The sequence below is a fragment of the Streptomyces sp. NBC_01216 genome (assembly GCF_035994945.1).
Taxonomy (GTDB): Bacteria; Actinomycetota; Actinomycetes; order Streptomycetales; family Streptomycetaceae; genus Streptomyces.
The window spans coordinates 5,708,097-5,732,219 of the sequence record NZ_CP108677.1; the positions used below are offsets into that span (position 1 = coordinate 5,708,097).

At 71.0% G+C, this 24,123-nt stretch carries 24 protein-coding genes; 16 read left to right on the forward strand and 8 right to left on the reverse strand.

Annotated features, from left to right (window positions below; genetic code table 11):
* The first annotated feature begins 113 nt into the window (after nt 1–113).
* From secG to OG393_RS25570, 5 genes are all read left to right on the forward strand, one after another.
* Nucleotides 114–344: a preprotein translocase subunit SecG gene (gene secG, locus OG393_RS25550; protein WP_327378545.1), complete on the forward strand. Its 231-nt coding sequence runs from the start codon at nt 114–116 to the stop codon at nt 342–344.
* 93 nt (nt 345–437) lie between these two features.
* Nucleotides 438–773 (forward strand): RNA polymerase-binding protein RbpA, encoded by a 336-nt coding sequence (locus OG393_RS25555; RefSeq protein WP_006349936.1) that lies wholly within the window; start codon nt 438–440, stop codon nt 771–773.
* A 258-nt stretch (nt 774–1,031) separates the two neighbouring features.
* A complete protein-coding gene (gene pgi / locus OG393_RS25560) occupies nt 1,032–2,693 on the forward strand; it encodes a glucose-6-phosphate isomerase (RefSeq protein WP_442817358.1) in 1,662 nt (553 codons plus the stop codon).
* Nucleotides 2,694–2,697: 4 nt separating this feature from the next.
* Nucleotides 2,698–3,213: a PH domain-containing protein gene (locus tag OG393_RS25565; RefSeq protein WP_327377045.1), complete on the forward strand. Its 516-nt coding sequence runs from the start codon at nt 2,698–2,700 to the stop codon at nt 3,211–3,213.
* Complete coding sequence (locus tag OG393_RS25570; RefSeq protein WP_327377046.1) at nt 3,210–4,793, forward strand: PH domain-containing protein; 1,584 nt, start codon at nt 3,210–3,212, stop codon at nt 4,791–4,793. The genes OG393_RS25565 and OG393_RS25570 overlap by 4 nt, the downstream gene beginning before the upstream one ends.
* 75 nt (nt 4,794–4,868) lie before the next feature.
* Here OG393_RS25570 and pgl read toward each other — a convergent pair whose 3' ends face one another.
* Genes pgl through tkt form a run of 5 tightly spaced genes read right to left on the reverse strand, consistent with a single transcriptional unit; the run spans nt 4,869 to nt 11,482 of the window.
* Entirely contained in the window at nt 4,869–5,675 is an 807-nt protein-coding gene (gene pgl / locus OG393_RS25575; protein WP_327377047.1) for a 6-phosphogluconolactonase, read from the reverse strand.
* Nucleotides 5,672–6,706, reverse strand: coding sequence for a glucose-6-phosphate dehydrogenase assembly protein OpcA (gene opcA, locus OG393_RS25580; RefSeq protein ID WP_327377048.1), 1,035 nt, complete (start codon nt 6,704–6,706; stop codon nt 5,672–5,674). Before opcA ends, pgl begins: the two co-directional genes overlap by 4 nt.
* On the reverse strand, nt 6,703–8,235 hold the full coding sequence (zwf, locus tag OG393_RS25585; RefSeq protein ID WP_327377049.1) for a glucose-6-phosphate dehydrogenase: 1,533 nt from the start codon (nt 8,233–8,235) through the stop codon (nt 6,703–6,705). Before zwf ends, opcA begins: the two co-directional genes overlap by 4 nt.
* Nucleotides 8,236–8,240: 5 nt before the next feature.
* Nucleotides 8,241–9,359, reverse strand: coding sequence for a transaldolase (gene tal / locus OG393_RS25590; protein WP_327377050.1), 1,119 nt, complete (start codon nt 9,357–9,359; stop codon nt 8,241–8,243).
* Nucleotides 9,360–9,394: 35 nt separating this feature from the next.
* Nucleotides 9,395–11,482: a transketolase gene (gene tkt, locus OG393_RS25595; RefSeq protein ID WP_327377051.1), complete on the reverse strand. Its 2,088-nt coding sequence runs from the start codon at nt 11,480–11,482 to the stop codon at nt 9,395–9,397.
* A 313-nt stretch (nt 11,483–11,795) separates the two neighbouring features.
* Here tkt and OG393_RS25600 point away from each other — a divergent pair, with 313 nt between their 5' ends.
* The 3 genes from OG393_RS25600 to OG393_RS25610 all read left to right on the forward strand — a co-directional run bounded on the left by OG393_RS25600 (nt 11,796) and on the right by OG393_RS25610 (nt 14,355).
* Nucleotides 11,796–12,743 carry a heme o synthase gene (locus OG393_RS25600; RefSeq protein WP_327377052.1) on the forward strand — a complete coding sequence of 316 codons (948 nt, stop codon included), beginning with the start codon at nt 11,796–11,798 and terminating at the stop codon, nt 12,741–12,743.
* Between the two features lie 118 nt (nt 12,744–12,861).
* Nucleotides 12,862–13,182 carry a hypothetical protein gene (locus tag OG393_RS25605; protein ID WP_327377053.1) on the forward strand — a complete coding sequence of 107 codons (321 nt, stop codon included), beginning with the start codon at nt 12,862–12,864 and terminating at the stop codon, nt 13,180–13,182.
* A 78-nt stretch (nt 13,183–13,260) separates the two neighbouring features.
* Nucleotides 13,261–14,355 carry an amidohydrolase family protein gene (locus OG393_RS25610; protein ID WP_327377054.1) on the forward strand — a complete coding sequence of 365 codons (1,095 nt, stop codon included), beginning with the start codon at nt 13,261–13,263 and terminating at the stop codon, nt 14,353–14,355.
* 40 nt (nt 14,356–14,395) lie between these two features.
* Here OG393_RS25610 and OG393_RS25615 read toward each other — a convergent pair whose 3' ends face one another.
* From OG393_RS25615 to OG393_RS25625, 3 genes are all read right to left on the reverse strand, one after another.
* Nucleotides 14,396–15,355 (reverse strand): COX15/CtaA family protein, encoded by a 960-nt coding sequence (locus OG393_RS25615; protein WP_327377055.1) that lies wholly within the window; start codon nt 15,353–15,355, stop codon nt 14,396–14,398.
* A gap of 84 nt (nt 15,356–15,439) precedes the next feature.
* Nucleotides 15,440–16,207, reverse strand: coding sequence for an ABC transporter permease (locus OG393_RS25620; protein WP_327377056.1), 768 nt, complete (start codon nt 16,205–16,207; stop codon nt 15,440–15,442).
* Nucleotides 16,204–17,130 carry an ABC transporter ATP-binding protein gene (locus tag OG393_RS25625; RefSeq protein WP_327377057.1) on the reverse strand — a complete coding sequence of 309 codons (927 nt, stop codon included), beginning with the start codon at nt 17,128–17,130 and terminating at the stop codon, nt 16,204–16,206. The genes OG393_RS25620 and OG393_RS25625 overlap by 4 nt, the downstream gene beginning before the upstream one ends.
* Before the next feature lie 169 nt (nt 17,131–17,299).
* Between OG393_RS25625 and OG393_RS25630 the strand changes: the two genes are divergently transcribed.
* The 8 genes from OG393_RS25630 (at nt 17,300) to OG393_RS25665 (ending at nt 23,998) form a co-directional block, all read left to right on the forward strand.
* On the forward strand, nt 17,300–18,025 hold the full coding sequence (locus tag OG393_RS25630) for a helix-turn-helix transcriptional regulator (protein ID WP_327377058.1): 726 nt from the start codon (nt 17,300–17,302) through the stop codon (nt 18,023–18,025).
* Entirely contained in the window at nt 18,022–19,437 is a 1,416-nt protein-coding gene (sufB, locus tag OG393_RS25635) for a Fe-S cluster assembly protein SufB (protein WP_327377059.1), read from the forward strand. Before OG393_RS25630 ends, sufB begins: the two co-directional genes overlap by 4 nt.
* Nucleotides 19,438–19,602: 165 nt before the next feature.
* The gene (sufD, locus tag OG393_RS25640; RefSeq protein WP_442817359.1) at nt 19,603–20,826 is read left to right on the forward strand and encodes a Fe-S cluster assembly protein SufD; all 1,224 of its coding nucleotides are present in this window, start codon (nt 19,603–19,605) and stop codon (nt 20,824–20,826) included.
* Nucleotides 20,826–21,143, forward strand: a complete 318-nt coding sequence (locus tag OG393_RS25645) for a bifunctional 3-phenylpropionate/cinnamic acid dioxygenase ferredoxin subunit (protein WP_327377060.1) — start codon at nt 20,826–20,828, stop codon at nt 21,141–21,143. The genes sufD and OG393_RS25645 overlap by 1 nt, the downstream gene beginning before the upstream one ends.
* Before the next feature lie 7 nt (nt 21,144–21,150).
* The gene (gene sufC, locus OG393_RS25650) at nt 21,151–21,915 is read left to right on the forward strand and encodes a Fe-S cluster assembly ATPase SufC (protein WP_327377061.1); all 765 of its coding nucleotides are present in this window, start codon (nt 21,151–21,153) and stop codon (nt 21,913–21,915) included.
* Nucleotides 21,912–23,180 (forward strand): cysteine desulfurase, encoded by a 1,269-nt coding sequence (locus OG393_RS25655; RefSeq protein WP_327377062.1) that lies wholly within the window; start codon nt 21,912–21,914, stop codon nt 23,178–23,180. The genes sufC and OG393_RS25655 overlap by 4 nt, the downstream gene beginning before the upstream one ends.
* A 9-nt stretch (nt 23,181–23,189) precedes the next feature.
* Nucleotides 23,190–23,663 carry a Fe-S cluster assembly sulfur transfer protein SufU gene (sufU, locus tag OG393_RS25660; RefSeq protein ID WP_327377063.1) on the forward strand — a complete coding sequence of 158 codons (474 nt, stop codon included), beginning with the start codon at nt 23,190–23,192 and terminating at the stop codon, nt 23,661–23,663.
* On the forward strand, nt 23,660–23,998 hold the full coding sequence (locus tag OG393_RS25665) for a metal-sulfur cluster assembly factor (RefSeq protein ID WP_327377064.1): 339 nt from the start codon (nt 23,660–23,662) through the stop codon (nt 23,996–23,998). The genes sufU and OG393_RS25665 overlap by 4 nt, the downstream gene beginning before the upstream one ends.
* Nucleotides 23,999–24,123: the final 125 nt, after the last annotated feature.

Consider the following 24,123-nt stretch of genomic DNA (forward strand, 5'->3'; position numbering starts at 1 on the left):
GTAGCGGCGATCCGTCGTACCCTTGCGGGGGCCGGGCAGGCGTGCACCGTCTGCCGGCCCCCGTAGTTCGTCTCCATCCGGGAATTGCCAGGAAGTAGGGTCCAGCCGTGGTTATGGGGTTCTCGATCGCCCTGATCGTCTTCAGCGCGCTGCTGATGCTGCTCGTGCTGATGCACAAGGGGAAGGGTGGCGGCCTCTCCGACATGTTCGGCGGCGGCATGCAGTCGTCCGTCGGTGGCTCCTCGGTCGCCGAGCGTAACCTGGACCGGATCACCGTGGTGGTCGGTCTGATGTGGTTCGCGTGCATTGTCGTACTTGCCGTGCTGATGAAGGCGAATGGCTGAGCGCAGCAGTTTGTAACTCCAATCACTGGACGCGCGTTGGGCCTTACGTAGACTGGGGCATCTTCGAGCACCATCACGCAGGGAGTTACGACCGTGGCAAGTGGCAACGCGATCCGGGGAAGCCGGGTCGGAGCGGGGCCGATGGGGGAGGCCGAGCGGGGCGAGTCGGCACCGCGCCTCCGCATCTCCTTCTGGTGCTCGAACGGGCACGAGACGCAGCCGAGCTTCGCCAGTGACGCGCAGGTCCCGGACACGTGGGACTGTCCGCGCTGCGGATTCCCGGCAGGTCAGGACCAGGACAACCCGCCGGACCCGCCTCGAACCGAGCCGTACAAGACGCACCTCGCGTACGTGCGCGAGCGACGCAGCGACGCGGACGGCGAGGCCATCCTCGCCGAGGCGCTCGCCAAACTCCGCGGCGAGATCTGAGCGTGGTGTGACGACGTGACGGAAGGGGCCTGGCCCACGAACCGAGTTCGTGGGCCAGGCCCCTTCCGTCGGTTTCGCGCCGAATCCGCGAGGTGTTCCGGCGGCGTTCCCCGGTGAGCCGCCGGCCGGGCCCCGCGCACCGCGACCACCGGCCGCCGTCCGGCTCGCCACGGGCTCGCCCGCCGTCGCGTCCTTCGCCCCGCGATCAATTAGGTTGGACGGGCAGCGGGGCAAGGAGCAGCACGAGAAGAATGGGCGATGTCCGAGATGAAGACCGAAGGCCGAACCAGGCTCAACCAGACGCCGGAGTGGGCCGCCCTCGGCAAGCACCGTGAGCAGCTGGGCGACACCCATCTGCGCGAACTGTTCGCCGCCGACCCGGAGCGCGGGGGCACGTACACCCTGCGGGTGGGCGACCTGTACCTGGACTACTCGAAGAACCTGGTGACCGACGAGACGCTGGCGCTGCTGCGCGAGCTGGCCGCCGCGACGGGGGTCGCCGACCTGCGCGACGCCATGTTCCGCGGTGAGAAGATCAACACCACCGAGGGCCGCGCCGTCCTGCACACCGCGCTGCGTGCCCCTCGCGAAGCCGTGATCGAGGTCGACGGCGAGGACGTCGTCCCGGGCGTGCACACCGTGCTCGACAGGATGGCCGTCTTCGCCGACCGCGTCCGCGCGGGCGACTGGACCGGCCACACCGGCCGCCCGGTGAAGAACATCGTGAACATCGGCATCGGCGGCTCCGACCTCGGCCCCGCCATGGCCTACGAGGTCCTGCGCTCCTACACGCAGCGGGACCTGACGTTCCGTTTCGTCTCCAACGTGGACGGCGCCGACCTCCACGAGGCCGTCCGCGACCTCGACCCGGCCGAGACGCTCTTCGTCGTCGCCTCGAAGACCTTCACCACCATCGAGACGATCACCAACGCCACCTCCGCGCGCAGCTGGCTGCTCGCCGGACTGGGGGCCGGTCAGGAGGCCGTCGCCCGGCACTTCGTGGCCCTGTCGACCAACGCCGGGAAGGTCGAGGAGTTCGGCATCGACACGGCCCACATGTTCGAGTTCTGGGACTGGGTCGGCGGACGCTACTCCTACGACTCCGCCATCGGCCTCTCCCTGATGATCGCCATCGGCCCGGACCGTTTCCGCGAGATGCTCGACGGCTTCCACCTCGTCGACGAGCACTTCCGCACCGCGCCGCCCGAGGAGAACGCCCCGCTGCTGCTCGGCCTGCTCGGCGTCTGGTACGGCGCGTTCTTCGACGCCCAGTCACACGCCGTGCTGCCCTACTCGCACTACCTGTCCAAGTTCACCGCGTACCTCCAGCAGCTCGACATGGAGTCCAACGGCAAGTCCGTGGACCGCGAGGGGCGGCCCGTCGACTGGCAGACCGGACCGGTGGTGTGGGGCACTCCCGGCACCAACGGACAGCACGCGTACTACCAGTTGATCCACCAGGGCACCAAGCTCATCCCCGCGGACTTCATCGGTTTCGCCGAGCCCGTCCGCGACCTACTGCCGGGCCTGGTCGCCCAGCACGATCTGCTGATGGCCAACTTCTTCGCCCAGACCCAGGCGCTGGCCTTCGGCAAGACGCCCGAGGAGGTACGGGCCGAAGGCGTTCCCGAGGAGCTGGTCCCGCACAAGACCTTCCGCGGCAACCACCCGACGACCACGATCCTGACGAAGGCACTCACCCCCTCGGTCCTCGGCCAGCTCGTCGCGCTGTACGAGCACAAGGTGTTCGTCCAGGGCGCGGTGTGGGACATCGACTCCTTCGACCAGTGGGGCGTCGAGCTCGGCAAGGTGCTCGCGAAGAAGATCGAGCCGGTGCTGACCGGGGGCGGCGGAGGCGAGACGCTCGACGGCTCGACGGCCGCACTGGTCGGCACCTACCGCTCCCTGCGCGGTCGTTGATCGGATGACCACGGGGGAGAACACGGTGCCCGGCCCGGTGCGGCTGCGTCCGCCGCGCCACACGGTGAACCGGCGGGCCGTCGCCTGGTGGCGCACCCGGTCACTGCTGGTGGCCGCCACGCCCGTCGCGGTCCTGGCGGTCCTGGGCCTCCTCGTCGGGCCCGCCCGGTACGGGCTGCTGCTCGCCGCCGCCGTCCTCGCGGCCCTCGGCCTGGCGGGCGCCGTGTTCCTCCCCCACTGGTGGTTCCGGGTACACCGCTGGGAGGTGACCGACGACGCCGTCTACGTCCGTACCGGAGCCTTCCGGCAGGAATGGCGGATCGCGCCGATGTCCCGCATCCAGACCGTCGACACCGTCCGCGGCCCGTTGGAGCAGGTGTTCCGTCTCGCCACGGTGACGGTGACCACGGCATCCGCCCGGGGCGCGCTGCGGCTCGAGGGACTCGACCACGAGCTCGCCGCCGAACTCGGCGAACGCCTGACCCGGATCACCCGGGACACCCCCGGGGACGCCACATGACCCCGCGTGAGGGGGCCGGCTCCGACGGCATACCGGAGGGTCCGGAGTGGCGGCGCCTGGACCGTCGCACGGTCCTGGTCACCGCAGCCGTCCTCACGGGTGTCGCCTCCGGCGGCGCGGTACCCGCCGTCCTCGCCCTGAGCACCGCCCTGCCGTGGTGGCGGGCCGCCGCCTGGGTCCTGGCCGGAGCCGTCCTGCTCGTCGCCTGCGGCACGGTCGCCGACCACGTCCGCTGGCGTCGCACCCGGTACCGCATCGGCGCCGAACGCGCCGAGCTCCGTACCGGACTCCTGCTGGTCAAGCGCCGCTCACTGGCCCGCGCGCGCATCCGCACCGTGGACCTCACCGCCCACCCGCTGCTCCGTGTCCTCGGGCTGGTGCGGGTCCGCATCGGCACCGGTGAGAACACCGGGGGTGGCGAGTCCACCCTCGCGCTTGACCCGGTCACCCGGGCGGAGGGAGAACGGCTCCGCCGTGTGCTGCTCGCCCACACCGTCCGGGACGGAGTGGACGGCCGTCACGACGGCCTCCTCGCCACCCTCGACCCGCGCTGGATCCGCTACGCGCCGGTCTCGTTCCTCGCCCCGCTCCTCGGCTGCGCCGCGGCCGGGGGCGTGCTTCAGGTCAGTGAATGGTTCGGCGCCCAGGCCGCGGTCATCGAGTGGGCGGGGGAGCGCTTCGAGGACGCCTCGCTCCTCTGGGCGATCGTCGTGCTCGTCCTGCTCGCCACGGCGGTCGGCGCGGTCGGCGCGCTCGGCCTGTGGACCGGGATGTGGTGGAACCACCGGCTGGAGCGGGAGCCGGGCGGCACCCTGCGGGTGCGCCGCGGGCTGTTCACCACCCGCTCGGTCTCGATCGAGGAGCGCCGGCTGCGCGGCGTGGAGATCGTCGAGCCGCTTGGCGTACGGCTCTGCCGCGCCGCCCGTGTGGACGCCGTCGCCACCGGTCTCACCCACGACGACGGGGACCGCCACGGAGAGCACAAGACCCTGCTGCCGCCCGCGCCCCGGGCGATCGCGGACCGGGTCGCGGCGCAGGTGCTGCGGGAGCCCGTGTCCCCGACGTCCGCGCCGCTCATCGGCCACCCCCGGGCCGCCCGCGCTCGTCGGCTGCGGCGCGCCCTGGGCGGTGTGCTCCTCCCGGTCGCGGTCCTCACCGTCCTCGGCGCGTCGGTGGCGAGCGGGCTGCTGGACGTCGCGCTGCTCTGCGCGCTCGCCGGCGTTCCGCTCGCCGTCCTGCTCGCGCTCGACGCCTACCGCGGTCTCGGCCACGGCGTCAGCGGGGCGTACCTGGTGACCCGTTCCGGCAGCCTGCGCCGCGGCACCGTCGCCCTGCGGCGCGACGGGGTGATCGGCTGGACGGTGCGGCAGACGTACTTCCAGCGGCGGGCCGGCCTGCTCACCCTGACCGCGACCACCGCCGCCGGTTCGGGCGCGTACGCCGTCCTCGACACCGGCGAAGGGGAGGGGCTCGCCTTCGCCGACGCGGCGGTGCCGGGTCTCCTCGGACCCTTCCTGGAGCCCGTACCGCCGACGAAGACGCCGCCCGCGACGACGGAGGCCCGGCCCACCGAGAGGTGAACCGGGCCGTGCCGGGCCGCTGTCAGGCCGCCGTGCTTCGCAGAGCCTGTCGGGTGACCTGCGACCGACAGGCTCTCAGGCGGAGGCCGGCGGATACAGGTCGCGCGGCAGCTCGGAGGCCGCCGCCGCGTCGAGGAGCCACAGTGTGCGCGAACGCCCGCGGGCGCCCGCCGCCGGGGCCTGGATCTCTCCCGCGCCGGACAGGGCCATGGCCGTGGCCTTGGCCTTGTCCTCGCCCGCCGCCAGCAGCCAGACCTCCCGCGCGTGCCGGATCGCCGGCAGCGTCAGCGAGATACGGGTGGGCGGCGGCTTCGGCGCGCCCCGGACGCCGACGACGGTGCGCTCGGTCTCGCGCACCGCCGGCAGCTCCGGGAACAGCGAGGCCACGTGGGTGTCCGGGCCGACGCCGAGCATCAGCACGTCGAAGGCGGGCACGGCCACGTCCGGGTCTCCGTCCGCCGGCCGGTAGTGCTCCGGACCGGCCGCCGCGGCCAGCTCGGCCGCGTAGGACTCGGCGGCGGCGTCGACGTCGCCGCCGGACGGTCCGTCGGAGGCCGGCATCGCGTGCACCCGGGCGGGGTCCAGCGGGACGGCGTCCAGCAGTGCCTCGCGAGCCTGGGTGACGTTGCGGTCCGGGTGTCCCTCCGGCAGGAACCGCTCGTCGCCCCACCACAGGTCGAGCCGCGACCAGTCGACCGCGTCCCGGGCGGGAGCCGAGCCGAGCGCCGCGAGCAGGCCGTTGCCGTTGCGTCCGCCGGTGAGGACCACGGAGGCCGAGCCGCGGGCGGCCTGGGCGTCCACGACGCGCGTGATCAGCCGGGCCGCCGCGGCCTGCGCCATCAGTTCCTTGTCCCGGTGGACGACCAGCTGCGGAGCGCTCACTTGGCCGCCTTCCTGGCCGCCGTCTTCTTCGCGGCCGGGGCGGGTGCCGGGGCGGGCTCCCGGGACTCGGCCTCGGGGTCCTGGGCGGGAGCCGTCCGGTGTGCCTCCTCGTCCAGCCGGTCGAGGCCGAAGCGCAGCGCCGACGCGTAGGTGTCGTCGGGGTCGAGCCGGCGCAGCTCCTCCGCGATCAGCTCGGCCGTCTCGCGGCGCTTGAGCGCCACGGCACGGTCCGGCTGCCCCTCGATGGAGAGCGTCGCGAGCGAGCCGTCCGGGCGGTCGAGCACGATCGGCCCGCGGTCGGTCACCAGCCGCACGGAGGTGAGGCCCGGACCCGCTGACGCGGAGCGCCGCACCGGGATCTTCAGCCGGTCCGCCAGCCACATGGCGAGCAGCTCGACGCTCGGGTTGTACTCCTCGCCCTCCACCTCGGCCGAGGTGACCTCGCAGGCGACCTGGTCGAGCGCGGCGGCCAGCATGGAGCGCCAGGGAGTGATCCGGGTCCACGCCAGGTCGGTGTCGCCCGGGGTGTAGGTGTCCGCGCGCCCGGTCAGCTCGTGGATCGGCTGCTCGGCCGCGTAGGTGTCGGTGACCCGCCGTTGGGCCAGCGCGCCCAGCGGGTCGTTCGCCGGGTCGATCGGGGCGTTGGCCGCCCACCAGACGACGACGGGGGCGTCGGGCAGCAGCAGGGGCAGGACCACCGACTGCGCGTGGTTGACGACCTCGCCGTACAGCCGGAGGACAACCGTTTCGCCGGTGCTGGCGTCGGCGCCGAGGCGTACCTCGGCGTCGAGCCGCGCCTTGGCCCGGTCGCGCGGCGAGCGCGAGACCCGTTTGATGACCACCAGGGTGCGCGAGGGGTGCTCGCGGGAGGCGTCGTTGGCGGCCTTCAGCGCGTCGTAGGCGTTCTCCTCGTCGGTGACGATGACGAGGGTGAGCACCATGCCGACAGCCGGCGTGCCGATGGCCCGCCGGCCGAGCACCAGCGCCTTGTTGATCTTGCTGGACGTGGTGTCCGTCAGGTCGGTCTTCATGGCCGCCGCCAGCTCCGTCCGTCTCGTGCGAGCATTTCGTCCGCCTCGACCGGGCCCCAGGTGCCGGACTGGTACTGCGCGGGTTTGCCGTGCCGGTCCCAGTACCGCTCGATCGGGTCGAGGATCTTCCAGGACAGCTCGACCTCCTCGACCCGCGGGAAGAGGTTCGAGTCGCCGAGCAGGACATCGAGGATGAGCCGCTCGTACGCCTCGGGGCTGGACTCCGTGAAGGACTCGCCGTAGGCGAAGTCCATCGACACGTCCCGGACCTCCATCGAGGTGCCCGGCACCTTGGAGCCGAAGCGCATGGTCACGCCCTCGTCCGGCTGAACCCGGATGACCAGGGCGTTCTGGCCCAGCTCCTCCGTCGCCGTCTGGTCGAAGGGGGAGTGCGGTGCGCGCTGGAACACGACCGCGATCTCCGTGACCCGGCGGCCCAGACGCTTGCCGGTCCGCAGGTAGAAGGGGACACCCGCCCAGCGGCGGTTGTCGATCTCCAGCTTGATGGCCGCGAAGGTGTCGGTCTTCGACTTGGGGTCGATGCCGTCCTCCTGCAGGTAGCCGACGGCCTTGGCGCCGCCCTGCCACCCGGCGCCGTACTGGCCGCGCACGGTGCTCGCGCCCAGGTCCTTGGGCAGCCGGACCGCGCCGAGCACCTTGGTCTTCTCGGCCGCGAGGGCGTCCGGGTCGAAGGCCGCGGGCTCCTCCATCGCGGTGAGAGCGAGCAGCTGGAGCAGGTGGTTCTGGATGACGTCCCGGGCGGCGCCGATGCCGTCGTAGTAGCCGGCCCGGCCGCCGATGCCGATGTCCTCGGCCATGGTGATCTGGACGTGGTCGACGTAGGACCGGTTCCAGATCGGCTCGAAGAGGGTGTTCGCGAAGCGGAGCGCCAGGATGTTCTGGACGGTCTCCTTGCCCAGGTAGTGGTCGATCCGGAAGACCTCGTCGGGCGGGAAGACCTCGTGGACGACCTCGTTGAGTTCCTTGGCGGAGGCCAGGTCGTGGCCGAACGGCTTCTCGATGACGGCGCGACGCCAGGAGCCGTCCTTCTGGTCGGCCAGGCCGTGCTTCTTGAGCTGCCGGACGACCTTCGGGAAGAACTTCGGCGGCACGGACAGATAGAAGGCGAAGTTGCCTCCGGTGCCCTGCGCCTTGTCCAGCTCCTCGATGGTGGTCTTCAGCTGGTCGAAGGCGTCGTCGTCGTCGAAGTCGCCCTGGACGAAGCGCATCCCCTGGATCAGCTGCTGCCACACCTCCTCGCGGAACGGTGTGCGCGCGTGCTGCTCGACGGCGTCGTGGACCTCCTGCGCGAAGTCCTCGTCCTGCCACTCGCGACGGGCGAAGCCGATGAGCGAGAAGCCCGGCGGCAGCAGGCCGCGGTTGGCGAGGTCGTAGACGGCGGGCATCAGCTTCTTACGGGACAAATCGCCCGTGACGCCGAAGATGACCAGACCCGACGGCCCCGCGATGCGCGGGAGCCGTCGGTCTGCGGCGTCACGGAGCGGGTTGGCTCCGTGGACTGCGCTCAAGGTGGTTACGCCTCCGAAGGTGCGAGGCGCTGGAGCTCCGCCTCGGTGGACTTGAGCAGGTCGTTCCAGGACGCCTCGAACTTCTCGACGCCCTCGTCTTCCAGCAGCTGTACCACGGCGTCGTACGTGATGCCGAGCTTCTCGACCGCCGCCAGCTCGGCACGGGACTGGTCGTAAGTGCCGCGCACGGTGTCGCCGCTGACCTCTCCGTGGTCCGCGGTCGCCTCCAGCGTGGCCTCCGGCATGGTGTTGACCGTGCCCGGCGCGACCAGGTCCACCACGTACAGGGTGTCCTTGTACGCCGGGTCCTTGACGCCGGTCGACGCCCACAGCGGGCGCTGCTTGTTGCCCTGCGCCTTGTCCAGCGGGGCCCAGCGGTCGGAGGAGAAGACCTCCTCGTACGCCTCGTAGGCCAGACGGGCGTTCGCGAGGGCCGCCTTGCCCTTGAGACCCGCGGCCTCCTCGGTGCCGAGGGCGTCGAGGCGCTTGTCGATCTCCGAGTCCACACGGGACACGAAGAAGGAGGCCACGGAGTGGATCTTGGAGAGGTCCAGGCCGCGCTCGCGTGCCTTCTCCAGGCCCGCCAGGTAGGCGTCCATGACCGCGCGGTACCGCTCCAGCGAGAAGATCAGCGTCACGTTGACGCTGATACCGAGGCCGATCACCTCGGTGATCGCCGGCAGACCCGCCTTGGTGGCCGGGATCTTGATGAGGGTGTTGGGCCGGTCGACCAGCCAGGCCAGCTGCTTGGCCTCGGCGATCGTGGCGGTCGTGTGATGGGCCAGACGGGGGTCGACCTCGATGGAGACCCGGCCGTCCTGGCCGTCCGTGGCGTCGAAGACGGGACGCAGGATGTCGGCGGCGTCCCTCACGTCAGCCGTCGTGATCATGCGGATGGCCTCGTCCACGGTCACCTTGCGGGAGGCCAGGTCGGCGAGCTGCTGCTCGTAGCCGTCGCCGTGTGAGATCGCCTTCTGGAAGATGGACGGGTTGGTGGTGACACCGACCACGTGCTGCTGGTCGATCAGCTCGGCCAGGTTGCCGGACGTGATCCGCTTGCGCGAGAGGTCGTCCAGCCAGATCGCGACGCCTTCGTCGGAGAGGCGCTTGAGAGCGTCTGTCATGGGAATTGCATCTCCATTAGTCGTGCGTAGGGGCGTCAGCGCGCGGCCGCGGCCAGGGATTCCCGGGCGGCGGCGGCCACCGCCTCGGGCGTGAAGCCGAACTCGCGGAACAGGACCTTCGCGTCCGCCGAGGCGCCGAAGTGCTCCAGCGAGACGATCCGGCCGGCGTCGCCCACGTACTTGTGCCAGGTCAGACCGATACCGGCCTCGACCGCCACACGGGCCTTGACCGACGGCGGCAGGACGGAGTCCTTGTAGTCCTGGTCCTGCTCCTCGAACCACTCCACGGACGGCATCGAGACCACCCGGGCCGGGACACCGGCGGCCTGGAGCCGCTCGCGGGCCTCGACGGCCAGGTGCACCTCGGAGCCGGTGCCGATCAGCACGACCTGCGGCTCGCCGCCCTCGGCGTCGAGCAGCACGTAGCCGCCCTTCGCCGCGTTCTCGTTGGGCTCGTACGTCGGCACGCCCTGGCGCGTCAGCGCCAGCCCGTGCGGGGCGCCCTTGCCGAACACACGGGTGTGCCGCTTCATGATCTCGCGCCAGGCGATCGCTGTCTCGTTGGCGTCCGCGGGGCGGACGACGTTCAGACCGGGGATCGCGCGCAGCGAGGCGAGGTGCTCCACCGGCTGGTGCGTCGGGCCGTCCTCGCCCAGACCGATCGAGTCGTGGGTCCAGACGTAGGTCACCGGCAGGTGCATCAGAGCGGACAGGCGCACGGCGTTGCGCATGTAGTCGGAGAACACCAGGAAGGTGCCGCCGTACACGCGGGTGTTGCCGTGCAGCGCGATGCCGTTCATCTCGGCGGCCATCGAGTGCTCGCGGATGCCGAAGTGGATGGTCCGGCCGTAGGGGTCGGCCTCCGGCAGCGGGTTGCCCTCGGGGAGGAACGACGACGACTTGTCGATCGTCGTGTTGTTCGAGCCCGCCAGGTCGGCGGAACCGCCCCAGAGCTCCGGGATGACCGCGCCCAGGGCCTGGAGGACCTTGCCGGACGCGGCACGGGTGGCCACGCCCTGGCCCGCCTGGAACACCGGGACGCGGGACTCCCAGCCCTCGGGCAGCTCGTTGGCCTGGATCCGGTCGAACTCGGCGGCGCGCCCCGGGTTGGCGGTGCGCCACTCGGCCAGCGACTTCTCCCACTCGCCGCGGGCCTCGCGGCCCCGGTCGCCGAGCGCGCGTGTGTGGGCGATGACCTCGTCGGAGACCTCGAAGGTCTGCTCCGGGTCGAAGCCCAGGACGCGCTTGGTGGCCGCGATCTCCTCGTCGCCCAGGGCCGAGCCGTGCGCGGCCTCGGTGTTCTGCGCGTTCGGGGCGGGCCAGGCGATGATCGAACGCATCGCGATGAAGGACGGACGCTCCGTCTCCGCCTCGGCGGCCCTGAGGGCCGCGTACAGCCCGGCCGGGTCCAGGTCGCCGTTGGCCCGCGGCTCGACCCGCTGGACGTGCCAGCCGTATGCCTCGTACCGCTTCATCGTGTCCTCGGACACGGCCGTCTCGGTGTCACCCTCGATCGAGATGTGGTTGTCGTCCCACAGCAGGATCAGATTGCCCAGCTTCTGGTGACCCGCCAGCGAGGACGCCTCCGCGGAGATGCCCTCCTGCAGGCAGCCGTCACCCGCGATCGCGTACACGTGGTGGTCGAACGGGGAGGTGCCGGGGGCCGCCTCCGGGTCGAACAGGCCACGCTCGAAACGGGCGGCCATCGCCATGCCCACGGCGTTGGCGACACCCTGGCCCAGCGGGCCGGTCGTCGTCTCCACACCCGCCGTGTGGCCGTACTCGGGGTGACCGGGGGTCTTCGAGCCCCAGGTGCGGAAGGACTTCAGATCGTCCAGTTCGAGACCGAAGCCCCCCAGGAACAGCTGGGTGTACAGGGTCAGGGACGAGTGGCCGGCGGACAGCACGAAGCGGTCACGCCCCACCCAGTCCGGCTCGGCCGGGTCGTGCCGCATCACCTTCTGGAAGAGGGTGTACGCGGCGGGCGCCAGGCTCATGGCCGTACCGGGATGGCCGTTGCCGACCTTCTGTACGGCGTCCGCGGCCAGGATGCGAGCGGTGTCGACGGCCCGCTGGTCCAATTCGGTCCACTCGAGGTCTGTGGTGGTCGGCTTAGTGCTCACCCTAGGTCAGGGCTCCTCTCCACATGGTCTAGAAGCCGGTGACTGAGGGTGTACCGGCGGTGTCGAGCCTACCCCCGAAGAACCGCCCTCTTTTCGGCTCCTGGCCCCTCAGATGAGCGGACAGAGCCAGAGTGCCGCCCCCTGTGCCCGTTCGCCTCCCGAAGGCTTGTCCACGGCTCGGTACGAGCCCCCAACACGACCCCACCCCCGCGAAGATCGGTGTCTGGGCAACGTCTAGAGTGGCGTGGTACGCGCAAGTCTTCACCCCGACCTCGCCGGGGAGCTTGCTGGGAATTCTCTGTCAGGGGTGTGCGTGACGGCCGTCGAGTCCCGACCCGCAGGGGTCGTCTTGACTCCCAGCCCGGGGGGCCATCGGCCGTTCGGGGCTCGCGTCAAGGCGTTCGTGGCGCTGACCAAGCCGCGGATCATCGAGCTGCTGCTCATCACCACCGTGCCGGTGATGTTCCTCGCCGAGCAGGGCGTGCCGGACCTGTGGCTGGTGCTCGCCACGTGCTTCGGCGGCTACCTGTCGGCGGGTGGCGCCAACGCGCTGAACATGTACATCGACCGCGATATCGACGCGCTGATGGACCGGACCTCGCAGCGTCCGCTCGTGACCGGCGTCCTCACCCCGCGCGAGGGGCTGGTCTTCGGACTCACCCTGGCCGTGGTGTCCACGCTCTGGTTCGGCCTGCTGGTCAACTGGCTTTCCGCCGCGCTCTCGCTCGGCGCGCTCCTCTTCTACGTCGTGGTCTACACGATGATCCTGAAGCGGCGCACCACCCAGAACATCGTCTGGGGCGGCATCGCCGGCTGTCTGCCGGTGCTCATCGGATGGTCCTCGGTGACCGGTTCGATGTCGTGGGCCGCGGTCATCCTCTTCCTCGTCATCTTCTTCTGGACGCCGCCGCACTACTGGCCGCTGTCGATGAAGGTGAAGGACGACTACGCCCGCGCGGGCGTGCCGATGCTCCCCGTGCTCGCCTCGAACAAGGTCGTCGCCCGGCAGATCGTGGCGTACAGCTGGGTGATGGTCGCCGTCTCCCTGCTGCTGACCCCGCTCGGGTACACCGGCTGGTTCTACACCGCCGTGGCGCTCCTGACCGGCGGCTGGTGGCTCTGGGAGGCCCACGGCCTGCTGAACCGGGCGAAGGCGGGCGCCACCGGGGCCAAGCTCAAGGAGATGCGCCTCTTCCACTGGTCCATCACCTACGTCTCGCTGCTCTTCGTGGCGGTGGCGGTGGACCCCTTCCTCAGGTAGCCGAGGGGTCCGTCGTTCTCCGACGGGACCCCGGACTCCGACGACGGCCGGCGCGCGTGGGACAGCCCACACGCCCCGGCCGTCGCCAGTCGATCTACCGCTCGGTAGCATCCTTGTCATGGCAGACACCAAGCAGGCGGAGCGCAAGGCGGCCAGGCTCGCCCGGCAGATCCAGGCGTTCTCCGAGAAGCACGGCGGCGCCGAGGGGCAGCTCGCCTACATCGGCCAGATGGGCACCCGGATCGTCCTCGTGGGCGAAGACGGCCGCTGGGGCGACCTGGTCGCCCCCTCGTACCCCGTCGCCGAGAAGGCGGCGGAGAAGGCCGGTCTGACCCTCCACGAGGAGTTCGACGGCGAGTTCGCCGCCAAAGTCGTCACCGGCCCGTACGAGTGGACCCGGATGGCCGGGATCCAGATCGGCGGACCCGCCGACCGGTAAGGCCGGTCCAGGCAACAACCTCGCGTGGGGCTCACCCGTTAGGACCTGTGGAAGCACGTCCACACAGGGAGCCCCCGAATGATCGAGACCCCGAGCCTGGCGGACCAGCACTGCCACGGGGTGCTCCGAGCGGAGCTCGGCCTCGGCACCTTCGAGGCCCACCTCGGCCCGGCGGCCGGGCTCCCCGCGCCCGGCACCACCTTCTTCGACACCCAGACCGGCTTCGCGGTGCGCCGCTGGTGCCCGCCGCTGCTCGGCCTGGAGCCGTACTGCCCGCCGGCCCGCTACCTCGCCCGGCGCCGGGAACTGGGCGCCCCGGAGTCCGGGCGGCGCCTGCTGCGGGCCTCCGGCATCACCGCCTATCTGGTGGACACCGGCCCCTCGGGCGATCTGACGGGCCCCGCGGAGCTCGCCGCCGCCGGGGCGGCCGAAGCCCACGAGGTCGTCAGGCTGGAACGGCTCGCCGAGCGGGTCGCCGACTCCTCCGGCACCGTCGAGGGACTGCTGGCCGGTCTGGCGGCGGCCGTCCACGGAGCCGCCGCCACCGCCGTCGCGTTCAGCTCGGTCACCGGGGTGCGCCGCGGGCTCGCGTACACGGCCGAGCCGCCGGGGCCCGGGGAGGTCCGCGGGGCGGCCGGGCGCTGGCTCTCCGGACGACCGGCGGGAGGCCGGCTCGACGACCCCGTCCTGCTGCGCCATCTGCTCTGGATCGCCGTCACCGCGGGACGGCCGCTACAGCTGCACACGGGCGGCGAGGACCCGGCCGCGCTCGCCGGTTTCGCGGCCCGTACCGCCGGGCTCGGCGCCGATCTCGTGCTGCTGCACGGCAGTCCGGACCACCGGCAGGCCGCACGGCTCACCGGCCGCTTCCCCCACCTGTACGCCGACCTCGGTCCCGCCCTCGCCCGGACCGGAGCGCGGGCGGCGGCCGTCCTCGCCGAGGTCCTGGAGCTCGCCCCCTTCGGCAAGCTGCTCTTCTCCAGCGGGGCGCGGGGCCTGCCGGAACTGCACCTCGTCGCGGCGAGCGTCTTCCGCGGCGCCCTCGGCCGGGTGCTCGGCGAGTGGGTCGGCGAGGGCGCCTGGTCCCTTCCGGACGCCCAGCGCGTCGCGAGGATGATCGCCTCGGGCAACGCGCGACGCGTCTACCGGCTGAAGGACCGGCCGGCCGGGTGACCCGGGCCGGTCCGGCCGGCACGCGTCATCCCGCGGGCGCTCAGGCCGACGCGAGCGCCGGGTCCGGCTGGGCCGGGATGCCGGGAGCCGTCACCGGCCGCTCCCGCAGGGCCAGGAGGAGCCGCAGGACCGCGATCCACATCAGGGCGGAGCCGAGCATGTGCGCGGCGACCAGGAGCTCCGGGACGCCGGTGAAGTACTGGAGGTAGCCGATCCCGCCCTGCGCGAGCAGCACCAGGACCAGGTCGCGGGCGCGGGCCCGGGTGTCGTCCGGAGCGTCCACCACCCGCAGGGCCAGCCACATCGCGAGCGCGAGCGCGCAGACGACCCAGGCGGCGATCGCGTGGACGTGGGCGGCGGCCGTCCAGTCCCAGGGCATCCGCGGGACCTCGCTCTTGTCGCCGGCGTGCTTGCCGGAGCCGGTGACCGAGGTGCCGAGCACGATCAGCAGCGCCGATACCGCCACGATCGCCCAACCCAGCTTCCGGACCGGGCCGGGGACCCGGGGGCGGGGCATCGTGTCGCCCTCGCGGGTGCGCTGCCAGGTCAGCACCGCGACGGTCAGCAGACCGTTGGCGGCGATGAAGTGGCCGGCGACCGTCCACGGGTTCAGGCCCATCCACACCGTGATCCCGCCGATCACCGCGTTGCTCATGACGATCCAGAACTGGGCCCAGCCCAGCCGGGTCAGCCCGCGGCGCCAGGGTTTGGTGGAACGGGCCGCGACGATGGCCCAGCCGACCGCGGCGGACAGCACGTACGTCAGCATCCGGTTGCCGAACTCGACCGCGCCGTGGAAGCCCTGCTCGGGCGTGACGAAGAGGCTGTCGTCCGTGCACTTGGGCCAGGTGTCGCAGCCGAGACCGGAGCCGGTCAGCCGGACCGCGCCACCGGTGACGATGATCACGACGCTCATCACGACGGCGGAGAGCGCGGCGCGCCGGAGGGTCCGCGGGGACGGGGTCCAGCGCCGGGCGATGAAGGCGAGGGGGGTCTGCACGGGCCCTATCGTAGGCCGGGGCTTGTGCACGCTTTCACGAGGGGGCGTCGCGGGGGAGGAATGTCTCCGGACGTCATCAACCGGTCACTCCCAGCGGAACCACTTCGCCGCCGCGCCCAGGCCCAGCACCGCCCACACCGCGAGGACGGCTGCCTGGCCCCAGGGCATCGCCACCCCGTCCCGCAGGACGTCGCGCAGTCCCTCGGAGAGCGCCGAGACCGGCAGCAGCTCCAGGGCCGCGCGCACCACCCCCGGGAACCTGTCCAGCGGCACGATGACCCCGCCGCCGACCAGGAGCAGCAGGAACACCAGGTTCGCGGCGGCCAGCGTGGCCTCGGCCCGCAGGGTGCCCGCCATCAGCAGGCCCAGCCCCGAGAAGGCGGCCGTCCCGAGGGCGAGCAGCACCAGCACGGGGAGCGGGCCGCCGTGCGGCGACCAGCCGAGCCCCAGCGCGATCGCCGCCAGCAGCAGCACCTGGAGCACTTCGGTGACCAGCACGGACAGTGTCTTGGACGTCATCAGGGCCCAGCGCGGCAGTGGCGAGGCGCCGAGCCGCTTGAGCACCCCGTACCGGCGCTCGAAGCCGGTCGCGATGGCCTGGCCGGTGAAGGCGGTCGACATCACGGCCAGTGCGAGGACGCCCGGCGCGAGGAAGTCGACGGCCGCGTCCGCACCCGTGTCGACGATGTCGACCGTGGAGAAGAGCACCAACAGCAGCGAGGGGATGATCACGGTCAGCAGCAGCTGTTCACCGTTGCGCAGCAGCATCCGCGTCTCCAGGACCGTCTGCGCCGCGATCATCCGGCCGACGGGGGCGGCCCCCGGCCGGGGGACGTGGGTTCCCGTGCTCATGACCGCAGCTCCTTGCCCGTGAGTTCGAGGAAGACGTCTTCGAGGGTGTGGCGCTCGACGGTGATGCCGCTGGGCATCACACCGTGCTGGGCGCACCAGCTGGTGACGGTGGCGAGGAGCTGCGGGTCGACGGCGCCGCTGATCCGGTACGCCCCCGGGGTGAGCTCGGCCGCGGCCGAGCCGTCAGGCAGTGCCTTGAGGAGCGAACCGAGGTCGAGCCCGGCGCGTCCGGTGAACCGCAGGGTGTTCTCGGCCCCGCCCCGGCAGAGCGCCTCCGGGCTGCCCTGGGCGGCGACCCGCCCGGCGTCGATGATGGCGACGTCGTCGGCGAGTTCCTCGGCCTCGTCCATGAAATGTGTGGTCAGGACGGTGGTGACGCCGTCGGCGCGCAGCTCCCGGACGAGTTCCCAGGTGGCCCGGCGGGCCTGTGGGTCGAGACCGGCGGTCGGTTCGTCCAGGAAGACCAGCTCGGGGCGGCCGACGACGGCCATGGCGAGCGCGAGGCGCTGCTGCTGTCCGCCGGAGAGCCGGCGGTAGGCCGTCCGGCCGCAGGAGCCGAGCCCGAGTCGCTCGATCAGGGCGTCGACGTCCAGCGGGTGGGCGTGCAGGCGCGCCATGTGGCGGAGCATCTCGTCGGCGCGGGCGCCGGAGTAGACGCCCCCCGACTGGAGCATCACCCCGACCCGGGGACGCAGCCGGGCGGCGTCGGCGACCGGGTCGAGCCCGAGGACGCGCACGGTGCCCGCGTCGGGCTTCCGGTATCCCTCGCAGGTCTCGACGGTGGTGGTCTTGCCGGCCCCGTTGGGGCCGAGGACGGCGGTCACGGTGCCGGCCCGGACGTCGAGGTCGAGGCCGTCGACGGCGGTCTTGGTCCCGTACCGCTTGACCAGGCCGCGGACCTGGACGACGGACTCGTATCGCATGCCGGAAGTCTAGAGAGCGCCCGGGGCCGCTCCGCCCACCGGGCGGCTCATTCGTCCTACGAATGATCGTTTACGCAGGTCAGGTAAGCCTTACCTGAGTGACGCACGGCACCGCCCCCGTGTTCGACCTCGCTTGTCAGGCTTCGATGAATTACGCAACAATGGCGTTGTGAAATACGTCGGCGAGGCCCCGGAGGAACTCGCGACCGGTGAGCGGTCCACCCGCAACCGGGTCGCGCGCTCCATCCTGGACCACGGCCCCTCGACCGTCGCCGACCTGGCGCAGCGACTCGGCCTCACCCAGGCGGCGGTACGCCGCCATCTCGACGCCCTGGTCGCCGAGAACGTCGTCGAGGCGCGTGAGAAGCGTGTCTACGGAGCCCGCACCCGAGGCCGCCCCGCCAAGGTCTTCGCGCTGACGGACTGCGGCCGGGACGCCTTCGACCAGTCGTACGACACACTGGCCGTGGAGGCCCTGCGCTGGATCGAACGGAACGCGGGAGGAGAGGCGGCCGTCGCCGCCTTCGCCCGCGACCGCTTCGAAGCCCAGGCGGAGTCCTACCGCGAGGCGGTCGAGTCGGCGGGGCCCGCCGAGCGCACCGAGGCCCTGGCCAAGGCCCTGAGCGCCGACGGGTACGCTGCGACGGCGCGGAACGCGCCGGTCGGCGAACAGCTCTGCCAGCACCATTGCCCGGTCGCCCACGTCGCCGAGCAGTACCCCCAGCTGTGCGAGGCGGAGACGGAGATCTTCTCCCGCCTCCTGGGGACCCACGTCCAGCGGCTGGCCACCATCGCGCACGGCGACGGCGTCTGCACGACGTTCGTCCCGCACGGCGCCCCACAGACCAACCCATCATCAGCATCCGCAAGCACGGCCGGGAGGAACCCCGCATGACCACCGAGATCAGCCACCCCGAGCTCGAGGGCCTGGGTCGGTACGAGTACGGCTGGGCCGACTCGGACGCGGCCGGTGCCACCGCCAAGCGCGGTCTCTCCGAGGCTGTCGTCCGCGACATCTCCGAGAAGAAGAACGAGCCGGAGTGGATGCTGAAGCTTCGGCTGAAGGGTCTGCGCCTCTTCGACAAGAAGCCCATGCCGAGCTGGGGCTCCGACCTGTCGGGCATCGACTTCGACAACATCAAGTACTTCGTGCGGTCCACCGAGAAGCAGGCCGAGTCCTGGGAGGACCTGCCCGAGGACATCAAGAACACCTACGACAAGCTCGGCATCCCCGAGGCGGAGAAGCAGCGCCTCGTCGCCGGTGTCGCGGCCCAGTACGAGTCCGAGGTCGTCTACCACCAGATCCGCGAGGACCTGGAGGAGCAGGGCGTCGTCTTCGTCGACACCGACACCGCGCTCAAGGAGCACGAGGAGCTCTTCAGGGAGTACTTCGGCACGGTCATTCCGGTCGGCGACAACAAGTTCGCCTCGCTGAACACGGCCGTGTGGTCCGGCGGCTCCTTCATCTACGTGCCGAAGGGCGTGCACGTCGAGATCCCGCTCCAGGCATACTTCCGCATCAACACCGAGAACATGGGCCAGTTCGAGCGGACGCTGATCGTCGTCGACGAGGACGCCTACGTCCACTACGTCGAGGGCTGCACCGCCCCGATCTACTCCTCCGACTCCCTGCACTCCGCGGTCGTCGAGATCATCGTGAAGAAGGGCGGCCGCTGCCGCTACACGACGATCCAGAACTGGTCGAACAACGTCTACAACCTGGTCACCAAGCGCGCCGTGGCCTACGAGGGCGCGACCATGGAGTGGGTCGACGGAAACATCGGCTCCAAGGTCACCATGAAGTACCCGGCCGTCTACCTGATGGGCGAGCACGCCAAGGGCGAGACCCTGTCCATCGCCTTCGCGGGTGAGGGCCAGCACCAGGACGCCGGCGCCAAGATGGTCCACATGGCCCCGAACACCTCCTCCAACATCGTCTCCAAGTCGGTGGCGCGAGGCGGCGGCCGGACCTCCTACCGCGGTCTCATCGAGATCGGCGAGGGTGCCCCGGGCTCCAAGTCGAACGTCCTGTGCGACGCCCTGCTCGTCGACACGATCTCCCGCTCGGACACCTACCCGTACGTCGACGTCCGCGAGGACGACGTCTCCATGGGCCACGAGGCCACCGTGTCCAAGGTCTCCGAGGACCAGCTCTTCTACCTGATGAGCCGCGGTCTCACCGAGTTCGAGGCCATGGCGATGATCGTGCGCGGCTTCGTCGAGCCCATCGCCAAGGAGCTGCCGATGGAGTACGCCCTCGAACTCAACCGGCTGATCGAGCTGCAGATGGAAGGCGCGGTCGGCTGACACGCCCCGCGGACCACACCAACGACCCGGGCTCAGTCGCTGAGCCCCGCGAGCCCGCCGCACGGCGGCAGGTTCCCGGCCGGCACCGCAGGGTGTCCGGCCGGACCGGCCGCCCGCACCCGGCGGGCGCGTACGACGAGGCAGGAAGAGAGCAAGACGACAGCCATGGCTGAGGCTCAGAACTCCCCCGAGGACCTTCGCTCCGCAAAGGTCCAGGGGGGACCCCCACCGGCGGGCTCCACCACCGCCGGCTCGATCGCGGTGGCCGCCGAGTCCACCGTCGCCACGCGCATGAGCGCGCCCCCGTCCTTCGACGTCGCGGACTTCCCGGTCCCGCACGGTCGCGAGGAGGAGTGGCGGTTCACGCCGCTGGAGCGTCTGCGGGGCCTGCACGACGGCACCGCCACCGCGACCGGCGAGGGCGTCAGGGTCGAGGTGGACGCCCCCGAGGGCGTCACCGTGGAGACCGTCGGACGTGACGACGCGCGCCTGGGCAAGGCCGGCACGCCCGTCGACCGGGTGGCCGCCCAGGCGTACTCCGCCTTCGAGAAGGCATCGGTCGTCACCGTCGCCAAGGAGGCCGTCCTCACCGAGCCCATCCGGATCTCCGTGCACGGCCAGGGCGGAACCGCCTTCGGCCACCAGGTGATCGAACTCGGCGCCTTCGCCGAGGCCGTCGTGGTCATCGACCACACCGGCGACGCGGTGCTCGCCGCCAACACCGACTACCTCCTCGGCGACGGCGCCAAGCTCACGGTCGTCTCCGTCCAGGACTGGGACGAGAAGGCCGTCCACGTGGCGCAGCACAACGCCCTGCTCGGCCGCGACGCCTCCTTCAAGTCGGTCGTGGTCACCTTCGGCGGCGACGTCGTCCGGGTCCACCCACGCGTCCGGTACGCCGGGCCCGGCGGCGAGGCCGAGCTGCTCGGCCTGTACTTCACCGACGCCGGCCAGCACCAGGAGCACCGCCTCCTGGTCGACCACAACACTCCGCACTGCAAGTCCAACGTGGCCTACAAGGGCGCGCTGCAGGGCCAGGACGCGCACGCCGTCTGGATCGGCGACGTGCTCATCCAGGCCGCGGCCGAGGGCACCGACACCTACGAGCTGAACCGGAACCTGGTCCTGACGGACGGCGCCCGCGTCGACTCCGTGCCGAACCTGGAGATCGAGACCGGCGAGATCGCCGGCGCCGGCCACGCCTCGGCCACCGGCCGCTTCGACGACGAGCAGCTCTTCTACCTGATGGCCCGCGGGATCCCGGAGGCCGAGGCCCGTCGCCTGGTCGTCCGCGGCTTCTTCACCGAGCTGGTCCAGCAGATCGGCCTGCCGGACCTCGAGGAGCGCCTCATCGCCAAGATCGAGGCCGAGCTGGAGGCTTCCGTCTGATGGCCTTCGTCCGAGTCTGCGCACTGAGCGAACTGGAGGCCGACACCCCCAGGCGGGTCGAGGTCGACGGCACGCCGGTGTCGGTCGTCCACACCGACGGCGAGGTGTTCGCGATCAACGACATCTGCTCGCACGCGAACGTCTCACTCTCGGAGGGCGAGGTCGAGGACTGCGCCATCGAGTGCTGGCTGCACGGCTCCAGCTTCGACCTCCGCACCGGCAAGCCGTCCGGCCTTCCCGCGACGCGCCCCGTCCCCGTATACCCCGTAAAGATCGAAGGGGACGATGTGCTCGTCTCCGTCACCCAGGAGTCCTGAGTCACCCATGGCAACGCTCGAAATCCACGACCTGCACGTCTCCGTCGAGGCGGAGAACGGCCCCCGCGAGATCCTCAAGGGCGTCGACCTGACCATCAAGCAGGGTGAGACCCACGCCGTCATGGGCCCCAACGGCTCCGGCAAGTCGACCCTGGCGTACTCCCTCGCCGGCCACCCGAAGTACACGGTCACCGGCGGCACCGTCACCCTCGACGGTGAGGACGTCCTGGAGATGTCGGTCGACGAGCGGGCCCGCGCCGGTGTCTTCCTGGCCATGCAGTACCCGGTCGAGGTTCCCGGTGTCTCGGTCTCCAACTTCCTGCGTACCTCCGCCACCGCCGTCCGCGGCGAGGCACCCAAGCTGCGCACCTGGGTCAAGGAGGTGAAGGAGGCCATGGCGAAGCTCCAGATGGACCCCGCCTTCGCCGAGCGCAACGTCAACGAGGGCTTCTCCGGCGGCGAGAAGAAGCGCCACGAGATCCTCCAGCTGGAGCTCCTCAAGCCGCGCATCGCGATCCTGGACGAGACCGACTCCGGCCTCGACGTCGACGCCCTGCGCGTCGTCTCCGAGGGCGTCAACCGCGTCCGCGAGACCGGCGAGGTCGGTACCCTCCTGATCACGCACTACACGCGGATTCTCCGTTACATCAAGCCCGACTTCGTGCACGTCTTCGCGAACGGCCGCATCGCCGAGTCCGGCGGCGCCGAGCTCGCCGACAAGCTGGAGAACGAGGGCTACGAGGCGTACGTGAAGGGTGGCGTATCCGCGTGACTTCTGCCCATCAGGGGCTCTCCGGCCTCCTCGACACCGAGGCGATCCGCAAGGACTTCCCGCTCCTGGATCGCGTGGTCCACGACGGCAAGAAGATCGTGTACCTCGACTCCGCGGCGACCTCGCAGAAGCCGCGCCAGGTCCTCGACGCGCTCAACACGTACTACGAGCGTCACAACGCCAACGTCCACCGCGGCGTCTACACGGTCGCCGAGGAGGCGACGGCGCTGTACGAAGGTGCCCGTGACAAGGTCGCGGCCTTCATCAACGCGCCGAGCCGCGACGAGGTGATCTTCACCAAGAACGCCTCCGAGTCGCTCAACCTCGTGGCCAACATGCTGGGCTGGGCCGACGAGCCCTACCGGGTGGACCACGAGACCGAGATCGCCATCACGGAGATGGAACACCATTCCAACATCGTGCCGTGGCAGCTGCTCTCGCAGCGCACCGGAGCGAAGCTGAAGTGGTTCGGCCTCACCGACGACGGCCGTCTCGACCTCTCCGACATAGAAGAGGTCATCACCGAGAACACGAAGATCGTCTCGTTCACCCTGGTCTCGAACCTGCTGGGCACGATCAACCCGGTGGAGACGATCATCCGCCGCGCCCAGGAGGTCGGTGCGCTGGTCTGCATCGACGCCTCGCAGGCCGCCCCGCACATGGTGCTGGACGTGCAGGCCCTCCAGGCCGACTTCGTGGCCTTCACCGGGCACAAGATGTGCGGCCCGACCGGCATCGGTGTGCTGTGGGGACGGCAGGAACTCCTGGAGGACCTGCCCCCGTTCCTCGGCGGCGGCGAGATGATCGAGACGGTCTCGATGCACTCCTCGACCTACGCGCCCGCCCCGCACAAGTTCGAGGCGGGTACGCCCCCGATCGCCCAGGCCGTCGGTCTCGGCGCGGCCGTGGACTACCTCGCGGCGATCGGCATGGAGAACATCGCGCGCCACGAGCACGCGATCACCGAGTACGCCGTCCGCCGCCTCCAGGAGGTGCCTGACCTGCGGATCATCGGCCCCACCACGGCCGAGGACCGCGGCGCCGCGATCTCCTTCACGCTCGGCGACATCCACCCGCACGACGTGGGCCAGGTCCTCGACGAGCAGGGCATCGCGGTCCGGGTCGGGCACCACTGCGCGCGACCGGTCTGCCTGCGGTACGGAATTCCTGCGACCACGCGGGCGTCGTTCTATCTGTATTCCACCCCGGCCGAGGTCGACGCCTTGGTCGAGGGTCTGGAGCACGTACGGAACTTCTTCGGGTAGGGGTTGGCCGTGAAGCTGGATTCGATGTACCAGGACGTCATCCTGGACCACTACAAGCACCCGCACGGGCGCGGTCTGCGGGACGGCGACGCCGAGGTGCACCACGTCAACCCGACGTGCGGCGACGAGATCACCCTCCGGGTGAAGTACGACGGCTCGCGCGTCGCGGACGTCTCCTACGAGGGCCAGGGCTGCTCGATCAGCCAGGCGTCCGCCTCGGTGCTGAACGAGCTGCTCGTCGGCAAGGAGCTGGCCGAGGCGCGGAAGATCCAGGCCGCCTTCCTGGAGCTGATGCAGTCCAAGGGCCAGATCGAGCCGGACGACGCGATGGAGGAGATCCTGGAGGACGCGGTCGCGTTCGCCGGGGTCTCCAAGTACCCCGCCCGGGTGAAGTGCGCGCTGCTCAGCTGGATGGCGTGGAAGGACGCGACGGCCCAGGCGATGGGTGACGGGCCACAGGAGTCTGCGAGGGAGTCGGCATGACCGAGAACGCTGAGGCCACGATGAAGCCGGCCTCCGAGGAAGAGATCCGCGAGGCGCTGTACGACGTCGTCGACCCCGAGCTGGGTATCGACGTGGTCAACCTCGGTCTCATCTACGGCATCCACGTCGACGACTCCAACGTCGTCACGCTGGACATGACCCTGACGTCGGCGGCCTGCCCGCTGACCGATGTGATCGAGGACCAGGCGAAGGCCGCCACCGACGGCCTCGCCAGCGAACTGAAGATCAACTGGGTCTGGATGCCGCCGTGGGGCCCGGACAAGATCACGGACGACGGTCGCGAGCAGCTGCGCGCGCTCGGCTTCAACGTCTGACCGAGGCGCCGTCGCCCCCGCGACGTCCCTCACGAACGGCCATGCCCGCCGACCGCACCGGCGGGCATGGCCGTTCGTCCGTCCGCCGTCCCGGCCTCGGTCCGGGCACGCGGGAGAGAGGCCGG

Excerpts from the sequence above, each read along its gene's own strand:
- OG393_RS25625 (WP_327377057.1), bottom strand. The coding sequence starts at position 17,130 with ATGCGATACGAGTCCGTCGTCCAGGTCCGCGGCCTGGTCAAGCGGTAC.
- sufB (WP_327377059.1), top strand. The coding sequence starts at position 18,022 with ATGACCACCGAGATCAGCCACCCCGAGCTCGAGGGCCTGGGTCGGTAC.
- tal (WP_327377050.1), bottom strand. The coding sequence starts at position 9,359 with ATGACAGACGCTCTCAAGCGCCTCTCCGACGAAGGCGTCGCGATCTGG.
- opcA (WP_327377048.1), bottom strand. The coding sequence starts at position 6,706 with ATGAAGACCGACCTGACGGACACCACGTCCAGCAAGATCAACAAGGCG.
- sufC (WP_327377061.1), top strand. The coding sequence starts at position 21,151 with ATGGCAACGCTCGAAATCCACGACCTGCACGTCTCCGTCGAGGCGGAG.
- pgi (WP_442817358.1), top strand. The coding sequence starts at position 1,032 with ATGTCCGAGATGAAGACCGAAGGCCGAACCAGGCTCAACCAGACGCCG.
- OG393_RS25570 (WP_327377046.1), top strand. The coding sequence starts at position 3,210 with ATGACCCCGCGTGAGGGGGCCGGCTCCGACGGCATACCGGAGGGTCCG.
- OG393_RS25565 (WP_327377045.1), top strand. The coding sequence starts at position 2,698 with ATGACCACGGGGGAGAACACGGTGCCCGGCCCGGTGCGGCTGCGTCCG.
- secG (WP_327378545.1), top strand. The coding sequence starts at position 114 with ATGGGGTTCTCGATCGCCCTGATCGTCTTCAGCGCGCTGCTGATGCTG.
- OG393_RS25610 (WP_327377054.1), top strand. The coding sequence starts at position 13,261 with ATGATCGAGACCCCGAGCCTGGCGGACCAGCACTGCCACGGGGTGCTC.
- OG393_RS25645 (WP_327377060.1), top strand. The coding sequence starts at position 20,826 with ATGGCCTTCGTCCGAGTCTGCGCACTGAGCGAACTGGAGGCCGACACC.
- OG393_RS25620 (WP_327377056.1), bottom strand. The coding sequence starts at position 16,207 with ATGAGCACGGGAACCCACGTCCCCCGGCCGGGGGCCGCCCCCGTCGGC.
- sufD (WP_442817359.1), top strand. The coding sequence starts at position 19,603 with ATGGCTGAGGCTCAGAACTCCCCCGAGGACCTTCGCTCCGCAAAGGTC.
- OG393_RS25605 (WP_327377053.1), top strand. The coding sequence starts at position 12,862 with ATGGCAGACACCAAGCAGGCGGAGCGCAAGGCGGCCAGGCTCGCCCGG.
- OG393_RS25665 (WP_327377064.1), top strand. The coding sequence starts at position 23,660 with ATGACCGAGAACGCTGAGGCCACGATGAAGCCGGCCTCCGAGGAAGAG.